The 19,004-nt window shown below is 40.3% G+C and carries 16 protein-coding genes; 1 reads left to right on the top strand and 15 read right to left on the bottom strand.

Annotated features, from left to right (window positions below):
- Positions 1-3: 3 nt before the first annotated feature.
- The 3 genes from B7699_RS05915 to B7699_RS05905 all read right to left on the bottom strand — a co-directional run bounded on the left by B7699_RS05915 (position 4) and on the right by B7699_RS05905 (position 4,842).
- Positions 4-1,227 (bottom strand): FtsW/RodA/SpoVE family cell cycle protein, encoded by a 1,224-nt coding sequence (locus tag B7699_RS05915; protein WP_084927457.1) that lies wholly within the window; start codon positions 1,225-1,227, stop codon positions 4-6.
- A 36-nt stretch (positions 1,228-1,263) separates the two neighbouring features.
- Positions 1,264-3,714, bottom strand: coding sequence for a bifunctional DnaQ family exonuclease/ATP-dependent helicase (locus tag B7699_RS05910; RefSeq protein ID WP_084927455.1), 2,451 nt, complete (start codon positions 3,712-3,714; stop codon positions 1,264-1,266).
- Between the two features lie 198 nt (positions 3,715-3,912).
- Positions 3,913-4,842: a peptidase U32 family protein gene (locus tag B7699_RS05905; protein ID WP_084927453.1), complete on the bottom strand. Its 930-nt coding sequence runs from the start codon at positions 4,840-4,842 to the stop codon at positions 3,913-3,915.
- 139 nt (positions 4,843-4,981) lie between these two features.
- Between B7699_RS05905 and B7699_RS05900 the strand changes: the two genes are divergently transcribed.
- The gene (locus tag B7699_RS05900) at positions 4,982-5,269 is read left to right on the top strand and encodes a DUF3270 domain-containing protein (RefSeq protein WP_084927452.1); all 288 of its coding nucleotides are present in this window, start codon (positions 4,982-4,984) and stop codon (positions 5,267-5,269) included.
- 33 nt (positions 5,270-5,302) lie between these two features.
- On the opposite strand, the gene B7699_RS05895 is transcribed toward B7699_RS05900, so the two are convergent.
- The 12 genes from B7699_RS05895 to B7699_RS05840 form a co-directional block, all read right to left on the bottom strand.
- Complete coding sequence (locus B7699_RS05895) at positions 5,303-6,637, bottom strand: sensor histidine kinase (RefSeq protein WP_084927450.1); 1,335 nt, start codon at positions 6,635-6,637, stop codon at positions 5,303-5,305.
- A complete protein-coding gene (gene ciaR, locus B7699_RS05890) occupies positions 6,627-7,301 on the bottom strand; it encodes a two-component system response regulator CiaR (protein ID WP_000590639.1) in 675 nt (224 codons plus the stop codon). The genes B7699_RS05895 and ciaR overlap by 11 nt, the downstream gene beginning before the upstream one ends.
- 108 nt (positions 7,302-7,409) lie before the next feature.
- Positions 7,410-9,956, bottom strand: coding sequence for a M1 family metallopeptidase (locus tag B7699_RS05885; RefSeq protein WP_084927448.1), 2,547 nt, complete (start codon positions 9,954-9,956; stop codon positions 7,410-7,412).
- 120 nt (positions 9,957-10,076) lie between these two features.
- Positions 10,077-10,517 (bottom strand): ASCH domain-containing protein, encoded by a 441-nt coding sequence (locus B7699_RS05880; protein WP_084927446.1) that lies wholly within the window; start codon positions 10,515-10,517, stop codon positions 10,077-10,079.
- On the bottom strand, positions 10,459-11,361 hold the full coding sequence (locus B7699_RS05875; protein WP_084927445.1) for a putative PEP-binding protein: 903 nt from the start codon (positions 11,359-11,361) through the stop codon (positions 10,459-10,461). The genes B7699_RS05880 and B7699_RS05875 overlap by 59 nt, the downstream gene beginning before the upstream one ends.
- Positions 11,362-11,487: 126 nt before the next feature.
- On the bottom strand, positions 11,488-12,186 hold the full coding sequence (locus tag B7699_RS05870) for a 3-oxoacyl-ACP reductase (RefSeq protein WP_084927442.1): 699 nt from the start codon (positions 12,184-12,186) through the stop codon (positions 11,488-11,490).
- Positions 12,179-12,415, bottom strand: coding sequence for a DUF2829 domain-containing protein (locus B7699_RS05865; RefSeq protein WP_000141913.1), 237 nt, complete (start codon positions 12,413-12,415; stop codon positions 12,179-12,181). Before B7699_RS05865 ends, B7699_RS05870 begins: the two co-directional genes overlap by 8 nt.
- A 98-nt stretch (positions 12,416-12,513) precedes the next feature.
- The gene (locus tag B7699_RS05860) at positions 12,514-13,440 is read right to left on the bottom strand and encodes an aldo/keto reductase (protein ID WP_084927440.1); all 927 of its coding nucleotides are present in this window, start codon (positions 13,438-13,440) and stop codon (positions 12,514-12,516) included.
- A 147-nt stretch (positions 13,441-13,587) separates the two neighbouring features.
- Positions 13,588-15,585, bottom strand: coding sequence for a methionine--tRNA ligase (metG, locus tag B7699_RS05855; RefSeq protein ID WP_084927438.1), 1,998 nt, complete (start codon positions 15,583-15,585; stop codon positions 13,588-13,590).
- Between the two features lie 123 nt (positions 15,586-15,708).
- Complete coding sequence (locus B7699_RS05850) at positions 15,709-16,968, bottom strand: ABC transporter permease (RefSeq protein ID WP_084927436.1); 1,260 nt, start codon at positions 16,966-16,968, stop codon at positions 15,709-15,711.
- Position 16,969: 1 nt separating this feature from the next.
- Complete coding sequence (locus B7699_RS05845; RefSeq protein ID WP_000733791.1) at positions 16,970-17,671, bottom strand: ABC transporter ATP-binding protein; 702 nt, start codon at positions 17,669-17,671, stop codon at positions 16,970-16,972.
- Positions 17,655-18,863, bottom strand: a complete 1,209-nt coding sequence (locus B7699_RS05840) for an efflux RND transporter periplasmic adaptor subunit (RefSeq protein ID WP_192852015.1) — start codon at positions 18,861-18,863, stop codon at positions 17,655-17,657. The genes B7699_RS05845 and B7699_RS05840 overlap by 17 nt, the downstream gene beginning before the upstream one ends.
- Positions 18,864-19,004 lie beyond the last annotated feature (141 nt).

Here is a 19,004-nt window from a genome sequence, read left to right as displayed (position 1 = left end):
TCCTTATTTAATCCGTTTTAGTACAACCTTTTTCCTCTTGAATGGGACTTTTCCACTCTTTTCTTCAGCTAGATTGGTCTGGTAACTCATCGATAAAAGCAAGCCAACACCAATCAAATTACTAATAATAGCCGACCCTCCTTGAGAAATGAAAGGCAGAGGAATCCCAGTCAAAGGAAGCAAGCCCGTCACAGCACCGATATTTTCAAAGATGTGGAAAAGCAACATCATAATCAAACCTGTGGAAATATAGGTGTAGAACTGGTTATTTGATTTGAGAGTAATCTTCAACATACGGTAAATGAGCATGAGGTAAAGGGCAATAACAAGGACAGAGCCAATAAAGCCAAAATCTTCTGCGATAACCGTGAAAATCATATCCGACTCTCGAACTGGGATAAGCAGATTCGAAGCATTAAACCCCTGACCAAACAAGCCACCACTCCCAATAGCAATTTGTCCTTGAGCTTGCTGGTAAGTGGTTGTTTGAGCAAAGTCAAAGGGATTAAGCCAAGCCAAGATACGATTGATTTGATAGGTAGGCATCCCCAATTGATGGAGAAAAGCACGACCGTCCTTGCTGATAAAAATGGCTAAGAATCCAGCAATTCCTGTTACCGCAGTCACAAATACTGGAATAATAATTTTCCAAGAAACCCCTGATAATAAAACGATTCCTGAGAAAATAGCTACAAAAACCAAGGCAGTTCCTAAGTCACTTTGAAGTGCCAAAAGAACTAAGACTGGAATGGTAAAGAGAATCATCCAAAAAATCAACAAGAAGTCCAGTGGAACTGTGCGTCTCCATTCCTTATGTTTTTTTGTGAACTGGACAATGACACGGGCCAACATGAGGATATAGGATATCTTCATAAATTCTGACGGCTGGAACAAGGTGATACCATTTACCGATACCCAGTTTTTGGCACCCGTTGAGGCAACTAAACTTGGATTATAAAAGACGATAGGTAAAACCATGAGACCCAAGCCTAAAATATATAGAAAAGGAGTCACCTTCCAAAGAAATTCTGTATTAAAGAGCATGACGATAAAACCAATCACAAGCCCCAAGGCAATCCAGGCGACCTGCTGCCCTAAAATGGGCAGAATATTGTTTGGATAATCATGACTAACGGCTATGTAGATAGCCACTACGCCAATAACCAGTAGAAAAAACACTGGCAAGAGCAAACTATAATCGACTCTAGAGTCGAGAGAACGTTTCATATATACTAACCTTATACTTTCATACTATACTATTTATCAAAGTTCATTTAAAAATTTATCAATAGTCTCATCAACTTCGGATTGAGAGACGGTTTTAACAGTCACTTCTTTTGCTAGAGATGCTACTATTTGTTTGCCATATCGCTTTCCGACAATTCTCCTATCCAAAATAAGAGTCAAGGAACGTTGGTGTTCGCGTCTCATACTTCTTCCCAAAGCCTGTTTTAAACGAATAATAGCCATTGGCAACTGATAATCATAAAAGGCATTTTTTCCTTCTTGAATCAATTCCTGATTGATTTTTTTCGTCAAGGGCTCTTGGGGATTTTGGAAAGGAAGTCTTGGTACAACTTGAATCACAAAAGGATGACTAGAAAAATCAACTCCCTCCCAGAAACTTGCTGCACCAAGCAGGATTTGTTGTTCACCTTTTTCAAAGCGCTTCTTAAGCTGATGAACATCTCCATTTTTATACTGGGCCAAATGGCTAACTGGAAGTAAATCAGATACTGCTAGAAGCATGTCTTTAGCAGTAAAGAGAACCAAAATTGGTTGCTGGAAAGCTTGAATTTCCACTAGTAAATCAGATACTTCTTTGGCATAGACTTCTAAGGAAGTTTCTGTCACCAGATGGAAATCTTTGACCAAGACCACTTCTTGGTCCTGTTTTCTACAAGCTTCAATCTTGACAAATTTGGCTTCAGGATAGCCTAAAAGGTCGGCCAAAGAAACTCTCTGACTAATCTCAAGAGTGGCCGACACTCCCAAGACTTGACATGAATCAGGCACTAAGGAAGATAGAAGAATACGGCCTGATTTGGTAGAAGAAATCTGAATTTTCTTTTGACTCGTTTCAGTTGCTTCAAGCCAGTAATCTCGGTCAGCTGTAAAATAGCGGACCAGTTCCCCAAAGCCTTCTACTTCTAATTCTGAAAAATACTGGTGGAGATTGGCAAGAGAATCTAAGATATTTTTCCTAGATTTGCCAGACTGAAATTGTTCTATCAAGTAGAGGCACTCAAAGCGAATACTTTCTAGTATTCGTTGCTGGACCTTATTTTGCTCCTCCAGTAGAGCCTTATCAAGCAAATTGATAATAGACTGGATATCGTAGGTCTCTTGAAGCAGATTTTCTAGAGCTAACAAAATCTTTTGAACTTCATCAATAATCAATAAACGGTCACTGACAAATTCAGGATTATCTTCAAGTCTGGTTACAAGATAGGCATGATTGGTCACTAAAAGCTTGCAGGTTTGTGCCCTTTCTTGACTACGTTTCCAAAAATCTTCCGTCACAAATAAGCTATGAGATGATAAATTCCCGTCATGACGAAGGTCTGTTAGAAAATGTTGGTAACGGTAGAGTTGGCCAATCTCATCCAAATCCCCTGTCTCTGTCTCTGTCAACCAAACTAAGAGTTGCATTTTAAAGCGTCTAAATAAGCGATTTTCATCATTTTCCTGCAAGGAACGATAAAAGGCATCCAACTTCAGGTAATTTTGTGGCCCCTTTAAAGAATGAATATCTGTACGGAATACTTCCTTGAGATGTTTACTTTCTTCTTCCATGATTTGATTTTGAAGAATCTTTGTCGGAACGCTAAGGACAATCTGACGCTCTTTTACTTGGGACAAAGCGGGTAAGAGATAGCCATAGGTTTTCCCAATCCCAGTCGGCGCTTGAATCAGAGAGACAGGCTCATCTTTCAATAGCAAGCCAACCTCTTTAGCAAAACTTTCTTGTCGTTCCCTCACTTCAAGGTTCAACAAAGAAATATTTTTAGAAAAATCTTGGGATAGTTTTCGTGGCTCATTGGGAGCTGCAGTTTTCTTGAAATATAGCCCTTGAACTTGGATCAAGTCTGGAGAACTAAGGATAGATTGGTTTCGAAAAATTTCTTCAATAACTAGGTAGGACTCATATAAGAGAGCGTCAGCCATTTCCAGCAAGCGTTCCAAGAGACCTTTAGGAAGCTGGGCCATCTTTTCCCGTAGAAATAAGAGTAATTCCGCAGTAGCTTGGGCATCTGAAAGGGCTGTGTGAGCGTGTTTAAGAGGAATTCCTAATTCTCGACACAATATCGGCAAACTATATTTTTCCAGTTCAGGGAAAAAGACCTGAGCCAATTCGACCGTGTCAACACGAGGATTTTTTAGTTCATAGCCTTCAAAAAATAAATTTTCCGCCAAGAGATTGGCATCAAACTGAACATTATGGGCTACAAAAATCCCATCCTCTACCAAGTCAAAGATTTTTCTAGCAACTTGCGAAAAATCAGGTGCTTGCGTCAGACGTTGATCTGTCAATCCTGTCAGTTCTTTGATATGAGCATCCAAGGGTTCATGTGGATTGACATCCGTCGTATAGTGATCAACGATTTTTCCATCCTCAATCACAACAATTCCCACTTGGATAATTTTAGCCTTACTACCTGTGCTAGTTGCCTCTAAATCCACCACAACATAGCGATTACCAATCGTTTTCATTATAAAAAATTATACCAAAAAAAGGGCCATTTGGCACCTGCAAACATAGGATAATTTTCAAACTCGAGAAGATTACTTGTATTAAAAATCCCAGCAAACAGAGCATCCTAGCCTTCTGATTTTTTGAAAATATTGGAGAATAAGAAAAATTGAGAGAAGAAATGTTTGCATCTTCCTTCTCTCAACTATCCATTTACTTTATTTAACCATATCAGGATCGTAATCATAGAATCCTGTATCAAGGAAACGGTTTTTAGGGTGAAGTTTACGCACTTCTTCATCCAGCAAGAAGGCTTGGTCATGGCTAAAGTTGCCCTCTTGAATCAAGCTACGCGCTTGGATAAAGAGTTTTGCAATCTCAACAAAGTTCTGACCAGGTGTATAGAGACCTTCTAATTTCCAGTGAGTAAAACCATGCTCTACCAATTCTGTCAATTTTGTCATCAAATCAAGGTCATTGTTGGCAAAAATGTGGGTTCCATGATTGTCTTCAAAAATGGAATAGTGACTCTCTGGGTCACTTGGTTCTGCTAAGAAGAGGTCACGCTTGCGAGTCTTTTCATCATCGATATGCGTAAAGTTATAGTAGTTTTGCAAGAGCGGACGTTTAGAATGGTGAATAACACTAGCTCCGTAAACCAACACTTCAGCAGGAATTTCCAAAATCTCAGGCATCTTGAAGAGCTCAGCAGATGGAATTTCACGCGCCAAAACAGCCTCAGATGCGCCAGCCTTTTGTCCCCAGAAGTTTATCTGACGACTGCTAGTTACCATAGTAGAAGCATCATAGATGGTCTTAAATGAATAACCATCGCGGTTGACCACGTAAAAGACACCTGCATCCCCAATCGTAATGTAGTCTGTCTTGATTTCTTCCAAGAAATCAAGGAATGGCTTGATACGATCCATCATGTCTTGGTGCATGAGAGCATTGACCGCAACAATCAATTCCTTACCAGCATCATGAACCAGATTAGCGATTTCACGCAATTGGTCATAACTAAAGGTCGTTGGCAGACGAAGTCCAAAATCTTTCTCACCGACATAGATACGGTCTACGCCAGCTTCGAGTAGTTGTTCAACTTGTTCAATACTTTCAGCAGTTGCTGTAATGATAATCTTTTCCATAAGGAAAATTATACCATATTTCTCCAAAATCAACCATTCTTTGAAAATGAAAAGGTACTTTATTCTTTTTGTAACCTTTCTGTAATAATTCTCTGCTGAAAAAATGATAAAATAGGTATGTACTGTTAAGGAGAGAATAATGCCCGTAAGAAAATTACAATCCTATGAGGTAGACTATCAAGAAGAATTAAACCATCAGGTTCCTCGCTATCAAGATTATACACCTGAAGCGCAATCTGATGCTAATCTCAAGGAAATCCTATTTTTTGTTAATATCGCTGTTTTTTGTATCTGTATTGCTATCTTTAGTTTTATCTTTTTAGCATTAAAATTATCACCTGCTCTTGCCTTTGCCGCAGCAATCGGATCCAGCTTACTTGTTTTAAAAGTTCAACGATCTATCATCAAACGAAAACGTAGAAGATAAATCCAAAATATCGCCCCATCTGGAGCGATATTTTTATTTTTTCTTTTTAGATAGTGTCTGAATGGCAATCTTCACTTCAAAGATTGTTCCTTTTGGTTTATTATCTTTAACAGTAATGGTTCCTTTTAAGGCATCTACAATCTGCTTGGCCAGTGATAATCCTAAACCAAAACCTCCTTTTTGACGAGTTCTAGCCTTGTCCACTCGATAAAAACGGTCAAAAATTTTCTTCTTATCTTCTGCGGAAATACCGACTCCATTATCAGAAACAAGTAAATACAGATTACGATCAGTCGCTGAAATCACAAAATCAATTTCACCATCTTCTTCAGTATACTTGACAGCATTATCAAATAGGATAGTCATCAGTTGTTTCAAAAGGAGCTGATCTGTGATAATCGTTCGATGGATACGATTTTCAAAACGGAAGACACGGTCATTTTCAGAAGCAATCATCTCATAATTTGTGAAAGTTGTATTAAAAAAGCTAGTTGGAACTTCTCCAAGTTCAGGCTTAATCCCATCATCTCTACGAGCTAAATTCAACAAGTTTGTCGTCAAAAACCGCATATTTCGGACTTCTTCCAAACTAGATGCAATACTTTCGCTCACATCCATAATGGTAGCTTCTGGCTTACGGAAAAGGGTCTCTAAACGATTTTGCAGAACTGCAAGTGGGGTTCGTAACTCATGACTGGCATTTTCCACAAAGGACTGCTGCTTCTGCATGCTCTCAAGCAGAGGCCGAACACTGACCCTAGCTAGATAGAGACTGGCAAGCAAAGACAGAATCCAGAAACTTGCCATCACAACCACAATCAATCGCTCATGCTTTTGACTAGCTTGCTCCAACTGACTGGTATTAATCAAGACAGCCGCATATTTGACATTGGTTGAAACTGAAGACGTAGTGGTCTCCATCAAAATCATACGATAGATTTCTTCCTGACCATAACTATTGACAACTTGGATTTGCCGAATGTGATTCAACTCTCTTTTTTCTAACCTAATCTTATCTAGGCCTAAAAAACGATTTCCTAATAAAAGTTGGTTAAAATCCTTATCAAAAAGCAAAACCTCTGTATTAGAGCTGACATTGGTTTTTATTTCAGCTTTATTGGCATCAGTTGTCGCTGGTTCAATGTTCTTGACTTCCTCAGTAGCTCGATTCAAGGCTAACTGAATAACAGCTTGAGGGCTTCCACTTAAGGCATGTAACTTCTCATCCACCGAAGTATAAAGACTCGAGTGCATGACCTGTAAAATAATCAGAGTCATGGTAGAGAAAATCAGAGTGAAGACACCAAAGTTGCGGATAAAATAACTAAAGTCATCCGCATACCATGTTTTTTTTAGTTTACTGAACATCTTTTAAAATATACCCAACACTGCGCAAGGTTTGCAAATTCTCTGCAAAAGTGGTTCCTTTTAATTTCTTACGGACTTTTGAAACATAGACTTCGACAACTGAAATCGTTGTGTCACTATCAAATCCCCATAGACGATCAAAAATCTGAGTCTTAGGCAAAATAACATTTTGATTTTGAAGGAAATAAACTAATAAATCGAACTCTTTCCCCAGTAATTCGACAGGAGTATCTTCGACTTTAACGGTATTGGTTGACAAATTAACCACAATATTTCCATAAGTCAAGGTGTTTTCATTAAATTTACCTGAACGTTTGAGAAGGGCTTGAATCCGCATTTTGAGTTCTTCTAGGTAGAAAGGTTTGGTCAGATAATCATCTGCTCCCAGTTCAAATCCATGTCCCTTGTCATCCAAACTTTCCTTGGCGGTCATAATCAGAACTGGTGTCGTAATTCCTTTTTCACGCAATTCTTTCAAGACTTGGAAGCCATTTTTTTCAGGCAACATTAAATCGAGCAAAATCAAATCATAGACGCCACTTTCAGCTTCGTAGAGACCTTCTTCCCCATCAAATACCTGCATGACATCCGCAAAATCGTCTAAAAAGTCAAATACTGAATTTGACAGGCCTAGGTCATCCTCAACCAATAAGATTTTTATCATGAGAAACTCCTCCTTATTAAAACCATTATACCAAATTTGCCTTAAAAAAAACTCAACTCTCTGCATTTTACATGAGATAGCTGAGTTTTCTTTTTATTTTAGGCTTATTTATGCATTTCCGTATTGAAGAACGACTGCTTCCACTGCAGCTTTTTCACGGTTAATCAAGTCAACACGCGCTGCAATTTCCTTGATTCCCATACCGATGTTACGGCTAAGAGCAAGGTCAGAAAGTTGCGGTTCAAAGAATTCCTTGTACTCTGCCAAGCGTTGCTGAGTCTTAAATACGTGAGCAGGAAGGATAACAAAGCTATCAAAGCTCATATCTCCACCAAGAGCTGCCTTAATCCAAGCCCAGTTTTCACGAGCCCAAGACCATGCTGTTTCCTGAGTTGCTTGATGGCTTAAGAACTGGAAGTACCAAGCAGACAAGTCTTGTGGTTTGACCACAAATTTGTCCTTCCAAGAAGCAATCAAGGTTTGGATATTGTCCGCATCTTTACTGTAGGCAAGAGCGGCTGCCAACTGACGTTTAAAGACTGCATCTGTTGCGTGCGTATAAGTATCAAGATAAAGTGCTAACAAGTCTTTAGTCTCATGATGTTTCATCTCATTGATCAGAACTTGTGAGCGAATAGCTGCTGGAAGTCCTGCAAGATTCTCCTTGTGAGCTGCGAAGATTTGGCTAGCAACTTGACTAGCTTCTGCATCATTTGAGCGAATCATCATAGAAATGGCCAACTGACGAACCAATTCATCCTCATCTGATTCTCCATCTTTAGCTTCAAAACCAAGACGGTCATAGTTATGACGAGCCAATTTAGCAACCAGACTGTTAAAGGCTTTCTCAGCTTCTGTACCTTCATCGATAAAGCGCTCAAGGGCAGAAATTACTTGAGAAACAGCTGAAACGACAAGGTAAGATTCTTCTTTAGCAAGTTTATCAAGGACTGGGAGCAAGTCAGCATAAGAAATGTGCCCTGCTTCAGCAAGCAAACGACGTTCTTGAACAATTTGCAGTTTGCTTGTGTTATCAAGTGTCTCTAGCTCAGCCAGAACAGCTTCTAACAAGTCTCCTTGATAGTCGGTAATGTAGTGGGCTGTATTTTCAGTATTGAAACGAAGAGCTCCTTCATTTTCAGCAAGAAGAGCTGCGTAGCCTGGAATTTCGATGCTTTCAGTTTCGAGTGTATCAGGCAAGCCTTTCCAGTTACTATTGAGTGGCACAACCCAGAGACGGTTCTTGTCTTCGTGCTCACCGATAAAGAATTGTTTTTGTGAGATCTTCAAGACATCATTTTCAACTTTGACAGTGAGAACTGGATAACCAGGTTGTTCCAACCAAGAATCCATAAAGGCTGCAACATCACGACCTGATGCTTGACCAAGAGCATTCCAAAGGTCACGACCAATTGTATTGCTGTATTGATGTTTTTCAAAGTAGGCATGCAAACCTTTGGCAAAATCGGCATCACCTAGCCAACGACGAAGCATGTGCATGAGGCGACTTCCTTTGGCATAGACGATAGCTCCGTCAAAGAGCGTATTGATTTCATCTGGGTGTTTGACTTCCACATGAACAGACTGAACACCATCAGTCGCATCGCGTTTCAAGGCAGACGGAACACCACCTGTTTGGAAATCTTCAAAGATATTCCAGCTTGGTTCAATAGCATCCACACAGACGTATTCCATCATGTTGGCAAAGCTTTCATTGAGCCAGAGGTCATCCCACCATTTCATCGTTACGAGATTACCAAACCATTGGTGAGCCAATTCATGTGCCACAACAAGGGCAACTTGTTGACGGCTAGCAAAGGTTGAGTTTTCATCCACAACCAAGTAAACTTCGCGGTAAGTTACCAGACCCCAGTTTTCCATAGCTCCAGCTGAGAAGTCAGGAAGGGCGATGTGGAGAGATTGAGGGATCGGGTACTTAACTCCATAGTAATCTTCGTAAAACTCGATAGAGCGGACAGCGATATCCAGTGAGAAATCAAGGTTTGATAGTGGATGAGCTTTGGTTGAATAAACACCTACGAGGGTACCGTTTTTAGTTTTAGCCGTCACACCTTGCAAATCACCTGCTACAAAGGCTAACAAGTAAGAAGACATGCGAGGTGTTGTCTCAAACTTCCAGATACCTGTTTCTTTACGGTTTTCAACATCGATTTCTGGCATGTTTGACAAGGCCAATTCACCTTCTGCTTGATCAAAACGAAGAGAGAGGTCAAAAGTCGCTTTGGCTTCTGGCTCATCCACACATGGGAAGGCTTCGCGCGCAAAATGGCTCTCGAACTGAGTAGACAAGACTTCCTTCTTGACACCATCAACTGTGTAATAAGAAGGATAAATCCCTGTCATGTTGTCTGTAATTTTTCCTGAGAAAGCGATAACCACTTCAACTTGACCAGCCTCAGCTAATTCGATATGAAGGGCTTCATTGTCATGATCAACTGTAAATGTACAAGCTTGACCTGTAACTTCTACAGAAGCGATTTCCAAGTCTTTTTGATGGAGGGAAATACGTTCACTTTTCGCTTGACCAGTAATGGTCACCTTCCCAGAAAACGTCTTGGTCTCACGACTCAAGTCTAAAAATAAATCATAATGTTCAGGAACAAATTGCTTAATAAAATGTTCAACTGCTTGCATAGTTTTCTCCTATCTAAGTTTAAGAGCTAGAGCTCTTCTTCAAACAAACTTATTATATCATGTTTTGCTTAAGAAAAAAGGATTGGACAGCGATTTCCAAAACTTTCTTCCTTCTACAGTCTACAGTGGGTAGACCTTGCGAAATTCTTCTAAAACAACCTTACTGTCAGGCGTAAAAGTTAGTCCTGCCTCACGCAGCCACTCAGCGAAACAATCCTCATGAACCTGACGCCAATAGGCTAGGGTTTTGTCACCTTCCCCTTCCTTAAAGGCATGGTCAGCAGAAACTTGATTGAAGGGTTCAACAGAAACCTTTGTAATTTCGATAATGCAGACAGCTTGATTTTGACTGTCTAAAATGATGTCAAAGGTTCCTTCTCGCGGAAGGGGTTCATCATCAATTGCATAAAGGTCATAGGCTGAAGCGGTTGCTGTCTTTTCACCTCTTAGAACTAAATCTGCCAAGAAATCGGCATCTACTCCAAAAGCCCAGGCATCGATTTCATCTCCGATAGAAGGATTGATTTCCTTGTATGCATTCCACATTTCTTGCTGTGTCATGGGTGCTCCTTTGTAATTTTTTACTTTCTTCTTTTATGTGTTTAAGATGGTCTGGATGGTCAATTTCTAAATCAAAAATCTCTAGAATAGAACTGTAGTGAATAATGCATTCGATACCCATCTGATTCATTTTTTGTATGAAAGAAGTATTCAGATAGCCTGCTACAGCAAAGTCAATATTTTTAATCCTTGCTTTATCCTGCATGTGTCTCAGCATATCTAACATTATTGGACTTTCCATATCATGCCATTGACTGTTTCTCACAGTGGCAAAAATAAAAGAAGTCAAATCATTCATTCCAACTACAATCTTTGAAATTCCCGTTTCCAGTATGCTGTCTAAGTCAAAATATGCTGACGGTAATTCAATCATCGTGGCAATTTTCCCAGTAAAACCCTGCTGACGCAATACTGTAATAGCTTGCTTTAACTGCTCAGCATCATTGACAAAAGGAAAGATAACGGATAGATTGGGATTGTTTTGATAAACTTCTGTAACGACATGTGCTTCAGCCTGAAATTCATCCGGACACGCCAGCAAACGCCTAGTCCCTCTATATCCAAATAAGGGATGATTTTCATCAAAGTACTCTTTAGTCCCCTCTAAACAATTGGCTTCTGTATTCGTTAATTCAGAAAAACGATACCAGACATCTTCATCCGAGTACAAGGAGCAAATAGTGGATAGATAATCTTTTACAAATTGCTGACAACTTGGTAATAGGATGTTTTGATTGAGCTCTCTCAACAAATATTCCCCACGAATCATGCCAACATGATGAAATAGTTGTGGGTAAACTTTTTCATCAAGTTTTTCGCCACTAAGGGCAAGTTGATTTCTCATCATTCACCTTCCAATTCATATACAAGGTATTTTCCAATTCTGGAAATCCTAATAACTCTGCTTTGACCTTCAAGACTAATGGCGATGCATTTTCTTCTGTGATTTTTGATTTCCAGCCAATTGCTCCTATTTCAAAGACCAGCCACCATCTATTGTCAGAATTTGTCCCTGCATGGCAGATGCCTTTCCACTGGCCAAAAAGAGACTGACTTCTGCCACTTCTTCTGGCTCAATCCAGCGTTTGATTGGTGTTTCACTAGCAACCCAGTCAGCCAATCCACCTGGCTCAAAGTCCGCAGCAGTCATAGCTGTCTTGACTGCTCCTGGAGCAATCCCAAAGACCTGAATCCCAGCTTCTGCATAGTCTAGAGCCAACTGCTTGGTAAAGCCTGCCAAGGCGTGCTTCGAAGAAGTATAAGCGTGTCCACCGCCACCTGCTAGGCTCGAAGCAATGGAGCACATATTGATGATGATTCCCTTTTTATTTTCCAACATTTGTGTCAAATAATGCCGAGTCAACTCTACTGGAGTAACGTAGTTGATTTCAAAAATCTCTTGAATTTCCTGCGCTGTCTGTTCCAACAGTGGTTTGTAATCATCCAAAACTCCAGCAGTATTGCACAAAACATCCACCTGAGGACACCAGTCAAAAATAGGCTCTAAATCCAAGGTCAAATCTCTCTGTAAAAAGTGGAAATCACCCTGTAAGAGTGGATCTTCACCTTGGTCCACACCATAAACTTGATAGTTATTCTCTAAAAAGAGTCGAGCCTGAGCCAATCCGATTCCTGAACTCACTCCTGTAATGAGTACACGTTTAGTCATGCACTTCTACCCAATCCGTCGCCAAAACATCACAAGGTGTCGGACTCCACATTGAAAAACCCTCTCCCTCCCCAGAAACGTTGATTAGGAAATAAGGTGTCACTTCAAGTGCAACCCCATTTTGCTCGATAGTGTCAAAAAGTTGGACATAGTTTTCAGCACCTCCCCAACCAGTACGAACATATTTTTTCTTAGCCTTTAACCCAGGCAGAATTTCTTCAAATGTCATGGTTTTCTCCTTTTATATCAATAAATCTTCACTTCATTATAACAAAAAACCGCTTTACAACAGCTTTTTGACTGTGATTTATTCAAATCTGCTTCTACTTACGGCAAATCATTCCCTGCAGCAAGATAAATTTCATACCATTCTTTTCTTGTTAAGCTAAAGTTTGTCGCTTGGCTAGCTTCTATCAAATGCTTAGGATTGGTTGTACCTACGACTGCCTGCATTTTTGCTGGGTAGCGTAACACCCAAGCGATAGCAATAGCTGATGGGCTCACACTGTATTTTAATGCTAGTCGATTTAGGACTTGGTTTAGTTGTTGGAACTTCTCATTTCCAACAAAATTCCCTTTAAAATACCCGAATTGTAAGACAGACCATGCTTGAATGACCACATCGTGTAATTTACAATATTCAAAAATGCTGCCATCTCGCATAGCTGCTTGACTACCTTCCATATTAACATGAAAACTTGATTCGAATCCTGGAGTAAAAGCCGCACTCAATTGTAGCTGATTAACAGCTAACGGCTGCTTGACATCTTTTTTAAGTAACTCCATCATCATAGGATTTTGATTAGAAACTCCAAAATTTCGAACCTTACCTTGTTTATAAAGGAGATCAAAGGCTTCTGCTACTTGGTCAGATTCCATCAAAGCATCTGGTCGATGAAGGAGCAAGCTATCTAGATGATCAATCTTCAATCTTTGCAAAATTCCGTCAACTGATTTTATAATATAGTCCTTAGAAAAATCAAAATAGGTAAATTCTTCAATGCGAATTCCACATTTTGACTGAATCCACATCTCTTCTCTTAAATCTGGACGATTTTTTAGGACAAGACCTAACAGTTCTTCACAACGACCACGACCATATATATCAGCCAAGTCAAAAGCATTGATTCCAACAGAAAGTGCTGTTTCTACAAGCTCTTCAACTTCTTTTACAGACTTATCTTTTATTCTCATCATTCCGAAAACAATTTCTGATAATTCTTTGTCATCTTGACCAAGAGTTATATATCTCATCAAATTTTTCTCCTTTGATTCTACATTCTTCATTTAATTATAACAAAAAACCGCTTTGCAACGGTTTTTTGACTATATTTCATTCCATGTTATCTTCTTAAACCCATGAAACAAGACAAAGATTCAAATATTATAGAGCCTCTATTTTTACCCAATTACACTTCCATTTGGCACAGCTGGATCAACTGTAAGAAGGGTTAATTGCCCATCATGTTCAGCTGAGAGGATCATCCCTTGACTGACATATTTCTTCATCATCTTACGAGGTTTTAGGTTGGCTACGATTTGAACTTTCTTGCCGACCAATTCTTGTTCGTTTGGATAGTATTTGGCAATTCCTGAGAGGATTTGACGATCTTCACCATCACCAGCATCCAAGCGGAATTGGAGCAACTTATCAGAACCTTCTACTTTAGACACTTCTTTGACTTCTGCGACACGGATTTCGACCTTGTCAAAGTCTTCAAACTTGATTTCATCCTTGTTTAGTTTGAGTTCGACTTCGTCTGGATTCCATTCTTTTTCGACAGCTGGCTTGTTGCCTTCCATTTGTTCCTTGATATAGGCGATTTCTTCTTCCATATCCAGACGTGGGAAGATTGGCGTTCCTTTGGCAACAACAGTCACATCTGCTGGGAAGTCAGCCAAGCTCAAGTTCTCAAGACTCGCTACTTCATCCAAACCAAGTTGAGTCAAGACTGCACGACTGGTTTCCATCATAAATGGTTCAATCAAGTGAGCAACGACACGAAGGCTGGCTGCCAAGTGGCTCATAACACTTGCCAATTGATCACGAAGAGCTTCATCCTTAGCCAAGACCCACGGTGCGGTCTCATCGATGTATTTATTGGTACGAGAGATCAGAGTCCAGACTGTTTCAAGAGCACGTGGGTAGTCAACTGCTTCCATGTGTGTATGGTAGTCTGCGATTGATTGTTCTGCAACCTCAGCAAGAGCATGGTCAAACTCTGTTATACCCTCTACATAGGCTGGAATTTGTCCATCAAAGTACTTGTTAATCATAGAAACCGTACGGTTGAGGAGGTTTCCAAGGTCATTGGCCAATTCATAGTTGATACGGCCTACATAGTCTTCTGGAGTGAAGGTTCCGTCTGAACCAACTGGAAGGCTACGCATGAGGTAGTAACGAAGTGGATCTAGTCCAAAACGCTCTATCAACATTTCAGGATAGACAACATTCCCTTTAGACTTAGACATCTTGCCGTCTTTCATGACAAACCAACCGTGAGCAATCAAACGATCTGGCAATTTGATATCTAACATCATAAGAAGGATTGGCCAGTAGATTGAGTGGAAGCGAAGGATGTCTTTTCCTACCATGTGGAAGACTGTTCCATTCCAGAACTTGTCAAAGTTACCATGTTCGTCTTGACCGTAGCCAATAGCTGTAGCATAGTTAAGAAGGGCATCAATCCAAACGTAGACAACGTGTTTAGGATTTGATGGTACCGGAACACCCCATGTAAAGGTTGTACGAGAAACAGCCAAATCCTCTAAACCTGGCTCGATAAAGTTGCGCAGCATTTCATTTAGACGACCATCTGGAGTGATAAATTCAGGATGAGCTTTGAAAAATTCGACCAAGCGGTCTTGGTATTTGCTGAGGCGAAGAAAGTATGATTCTTCAGATACCCATTCAACCTCGTGACCTGATGGAGCAATACCACCAGTCACATTTCCAGCTTCATCACGGAATACTTCTGCAAGCTGGCTTTCTGTAAAGAATTCCTCATCTGAAACTGAATACCAACCAGAGTATTCACCCAAATAGATATCATCTTGAGCAAGCAAGCGCTCAAAGACCTGTGCGACAACTTTTTCATGGTAGTCATCCGTTGTACGGATGAATTTATCGTATGAGATATCGAGTAATTGCCAGAGTTCTTTGACTCCAACTGCCATTCCATCAACATAGGCTTGTGGCGTAATGCCAGCTTCTTCTGCTTTTTGTTGAATCTTTTGACCATGCTCATCAAGACCTGTCAGATAAAAGACATCGTAGCCCATCAGGCGTTTGTAACGTGCTAGGACATCACAGGCGATTGTTGTGTAGGCAGAACCGATATGAAGTTTACCAGATGGATAGTAAATCGGTGTTGTAATATAAAAATTCTTTTCAGACATAATTTTTCCTTTCCAGGCAAATGAAACCTGTTTTTCTAACACTTCATTATATCACATTTTTAAGGATTTTCGATAGGGAAATCTATATAAAAACAAGATAGACGAGTGTCCATCTTGTTGATTTTATTCATAACGAAGGGCTTCAATTGGATCAAGTTTCGATGCCTTGTTGGCTGGCAAAACTCCAAAAATCATACCCACGCTAGCCGAAACTGCAAGACTAAATAGGGCAACTGGGATTGATACTCCTACTTCTATACCCGCAATCAATCCTTGCAAGAGTAGACCAGCTATAGCTGTTAAGCCTGTCGCAATGGTTAGACCAATAACTCCACCAAGCAAGGTCAAAATCATGGATTCAATCAAAAACTGAATTAAAATATTGGCACGCGTTGCACCCAAAGCCTTACGGAGACCAATCTCACGCGTACGCTCCGTCACCGAAACCAGCATGATGTTCATAACACCAGTCCCTCCAACAAAAAGTGAAATTCCTGCAATGGCACTAATAATCGTAGTTATAAAACCGAACATTTGTTGTACTTCTTGGAAGGCTGCAGTCGCATCTGACACCTGATACTCCCCTTGCTGAAGACCAGCAATCTCGGTCAATTTTCTAGCTAATTCTGGTCCTACCGTCGGTGTCAAACTGGTATCATTGACACGGAAGACAATATCAGAAATTTCATCCATATTGAAGTTATTGGCAAGAGAAATATTAGTCGTAATTGGAAGTCCACCAATACCAAAAGTCTTGGCAGTCTTGGCCTCATCGCTAGTATAGACACCAATGACACGATAGCTAAAGCCACCAACATCTATAACCTGGTTAACAGCTTCTTGAGCAGATCCAAACAGGCTATTAGCAAGTTCTTGGTCTAGTAAAATGACACTGGCCACATCTTTATAATCCTGAGCTATGAGACTTCGTCCTGCAACAATTTCATTTTCAACCGCCTTCATGTAGGTAATATTCCCACCTGTCAAGCTAGCACGCTCCACTTTTTTATCCTTATAAGCCAGGGTGGTATTGGTTGAGTTGGTTACATAGTAACTATCTACACCCTTCAGTTTTGCCGCTTCCTTGACCCAGGATTCTTGTGGTTTTGGTGGTTCCACAGGAACATCCTCTTCTTTCCCAGAAACTGTCAAAGCTGATTGCTTTTGGGTAAAAGAACCGTCTTTACTTTTAATAGGCGAGAAAAAGACATGGATATTCTTCTGTGACTTGGTCATGTTTTTATTGACCTGACGAGACATGGAATCCCCCAGAGCCATAATCACAACAACTGAGGAAACACCAATGATAATCCCTATCATAGTGAGAAAAGAGCGCATCTTGTGGGCCATGATAGATGAAAAGGCAAATTTCAGATTCTGCATCTTAGTTTTCCTCCTTTTCTAACTGAGCACTATCAGATGAAATAACTCCATCTCGAATGACAATCTGGCGTTTGGCATAAGCAGCGATCTCAGGTTCATGCGTTACCATGATAATGGTTTTTCCTTCATTATTCAGTTCAACTAATAATTGCATGATTTGGTTACCTGTTTTGGTATCCAAGGCTCCTGTCGGTTCGTCCGCTAGGATGATAGAAGGATTGTTTACCAAGGCACGCGCAATAGCTACACGTTGCTTTTGGCCACCAGATAATTCTGAAGGCAAATGGTGACTACGCTCAGTCAATTCAACCTTATCTAGATATTCCTCAGCTAACTTGCGCCGTTTTGAAGCCGAAACTCCCGCGTAAATCAAGGGCAATTCTACATTTTGCAGAGCATTGAGTTTAGATAGAAGAAAGAACTGCTGAAAGACAAATCCGATTTGTTGGTTACGGACCTTGGCTAGTTGTTTTTCACCTAGTCCAGCCACTTCTTGACCTTCAAGATAATATTCTCCACTGGTTGGTGTATCCAACATGCCAATCGTATTCATCAGTGTAGATTTACCAGAACCAGATGGTCCCATGATGGCAACAAATTCACCCTCATTCACTTCTAAATTGATATTTTTGAGAACCTGCAGTTCTTGGTCACCATTACGGTAGCTTCTGCAGATATTTTTTAGACTAATTAGTTTCTTCATCAGCCTTCACCTCTTTTCCTTCCTCTAGAGAAGACGTTGGGTTACTGATGACCTTGACTCCATTTGTCAGACCTGAAGTGATTTCTTGGTTGTCTGCATCAGCATTACCCAAACTAACTTCCACTTTCTTGGCCTTTTTCTGCTCGTCAAGTACCCAGACATAATTCTTATCATTTTCCATAACAACACTTGTTAAAGGAACCAAAATGGCTTTAGTCTTGTTCTTCACCTCAACACTTACTGAGAATCCTTGTTTCAAGTCACCGATTTCACTTGTAACATCAATGGTATATGGATATTTGGAACCAGAATTACCAGCTGCTGCGGCAGCCGCTGTACTCGCTGCTTCGCCATTGTTTTTAGGGTAGTCAGAAATGTAGCTAATCTTACCAGTCCAGCTCTTATCTTGGTAAACTTTAGAAGTAAAGGTTACTTCTTGTCCTACAGAGAGGTTGGCAAGATTATATTCAGATAGTTCCCCCTTAACTTGCAAGTTTTCATTGCTAACGACATGAACTACCACCTGACTAGCTCCAGTTGGAGATTTAGAAACATTACGGTTGACTTCGACCACAGTTCCCTCTAAGGTACTGAGAACCGTCATTGCATCCAACTGACTTTGAGCCTTGCTTAATTGCGCTGCTGCATCTGCACGAGCATCACGAGCATCACCTAATTGTGCATCAATAGATGACACTGAATTTCCTGATACTGGAGCTGGAGTTTGGGCTGCTACACCTTCGCCTCCTGCTGGTGTTGGCAACTGTGGAGTCGGAGCTGAAGCGGCTTCATTTCGCGCTTGGTTGAGTTCGTTGATATGACGATCTGCCTTAGCAACTGCTCGACTAGCTGAATCATAGGCCGCCTGTGCTTCTGAACTACTGTACTTAACTAAAGCCTGTCCTTCACTAACCTTATCACCCACAGAAACAAGGATTTCATCTAAATCTCCCTTACTAGCATCAAAATAAACATATTGTTCATTTTTTGCCGTTACTGTCCCTGATAATAAAACAGAGGATGCGACGCTTCCTTCCTTGGCAACAACAAGATGAGTAGCCTCATCTTTTACAGCAGTCTGAGAAGGTTGTCTAAAGAGCAAAATGCCCCCAGCACCCAATACAACTACACTTGCAGCACCAATTGCTGCATACAATTGCCACTTTTTAGCTTTACCATTCTTTTTCATAATGAAACTCCTTTTTGATTTAAAGTTCTTAACAATATTATACAAAAATTATCAATTTGAAACAATAACATTTCAGAACGAAATAATGACATTTCAGGATTTAATTATTGTTCGGAATTTTTTGTTTAGCTATTGTACTAGATA

It is taken from the genome of Streptococcus mitis, assembly GCF_002096835.1.
GTDB classification, from domain to species: Bacteria; Bacillota; Bacilli; order Lactobacillales; family Streptococcaceae; genus Streptococcus; species Streptococcus mitis_W.
The sequence above is the reverse complement of the archived record's forward strand: the minus strand, read 5'-3'. Positions and strand labels throughout refer to the sequence as shown.

Coding starts and splice junctions, on each gene's coding strand:
- B7699_RS05915 (WP_084927457.1), bottom strand. CDS start 1,227: ATGAAACGTTCTCTCGACTCTAGAGTCGATTATAGTTTGCTCTTGCCA.
- B7699_RS05910 (WP_084927455.1), bottom strand. CDS start 3,714: ATGAAAACGATTGGTAATCGCTATGTTGTGGTGGATTTAGAGGCAACT.
- B7699_RS05905 (WP_084927453.1), bottom strand. CDS start 4,842: ATGGAAAAGATTATCATTACAGCAACTGCTGAAAGTATTGAACAAGTT.
- B7699_RS05900 (WP_084927452.1), top strand. CDS start 4,982: ATGCCCGTAAGAAAATTACAATCCTATGAGGTAGACTATCAAGAAGAA.
- B7699_RS05895 (WP_084927450.1), bottom strand. CDS start 6,637: ATGTTCAGTAAACTAAAAAAAACATGGTATGCGGATGACTTTAGTTAT.
- ciaR (WP_000590639.1), bottom strand. CDS start 7,301: ATGATAAAAATCTTATTGGTTGAGGATGACCTAGGCCTGTCAAATTCA.
- B7699_RS05885 (WP_084927448.1), bottom strand. CDS start 9,956: ATGCAAGCAGTTGAACATTTTATTAAGCAATTTGTTCCTGAACATTAT.
- B7699_RS05880 (WP_084927446.1), bottom strand. CDS start 10,517: ATGACACAGCAAGAAATGTGGAATGCATACAAGGAAATCAATCCTTCT.
- B7699_RS05875 (WP_084927445.1), bottom strand. CDS start 11,361: ATGAGAAATCAACTTGCCCTTAGTGGCGAAAAACTTGATGAAAAAGTT.
- B7699_RS05870 (WP_084927442.1), bottom strand. CDS start 12,186: ATGACTAAACGTGTACTCATTACAGGAGTGAGTTCAGGAATCGGATTG.
- B7699_RS05865 (WP_000141913.1), bottom strand. CDS start 12,415: ATGACATTTGAAGAAATTCTGCCTGGGTTAAAGGCTAAGAAAAAATAT.
- B7699_RS05860 (WP_084927440.1), bottom strand. CDS start 13,440: ATGAGATATATAACTCTTGGTCAAGATGACAAAGAATTATCAGAAATT.
- metG (WP_084927438.1), bottom strand. CDS start 15,585: ATGTCTGAAAAGAATTTTTATATTACAACACCGATTTACTATCCATCT.
- B7699_RS05850 (WP_084927436.1), bottom strand. CDS start 16,968: ATGCAGAATCTGAAATTTGCCTTTTCATCTATCATGGCCCACAAGATG.
- B7699_RS05845 (WP_000733791.1), bottom strand. CDS start 17,671: ATGAAGAAACTAATTAGTCTAAAAAATATCTGCAGAAGCTACCGTAAT.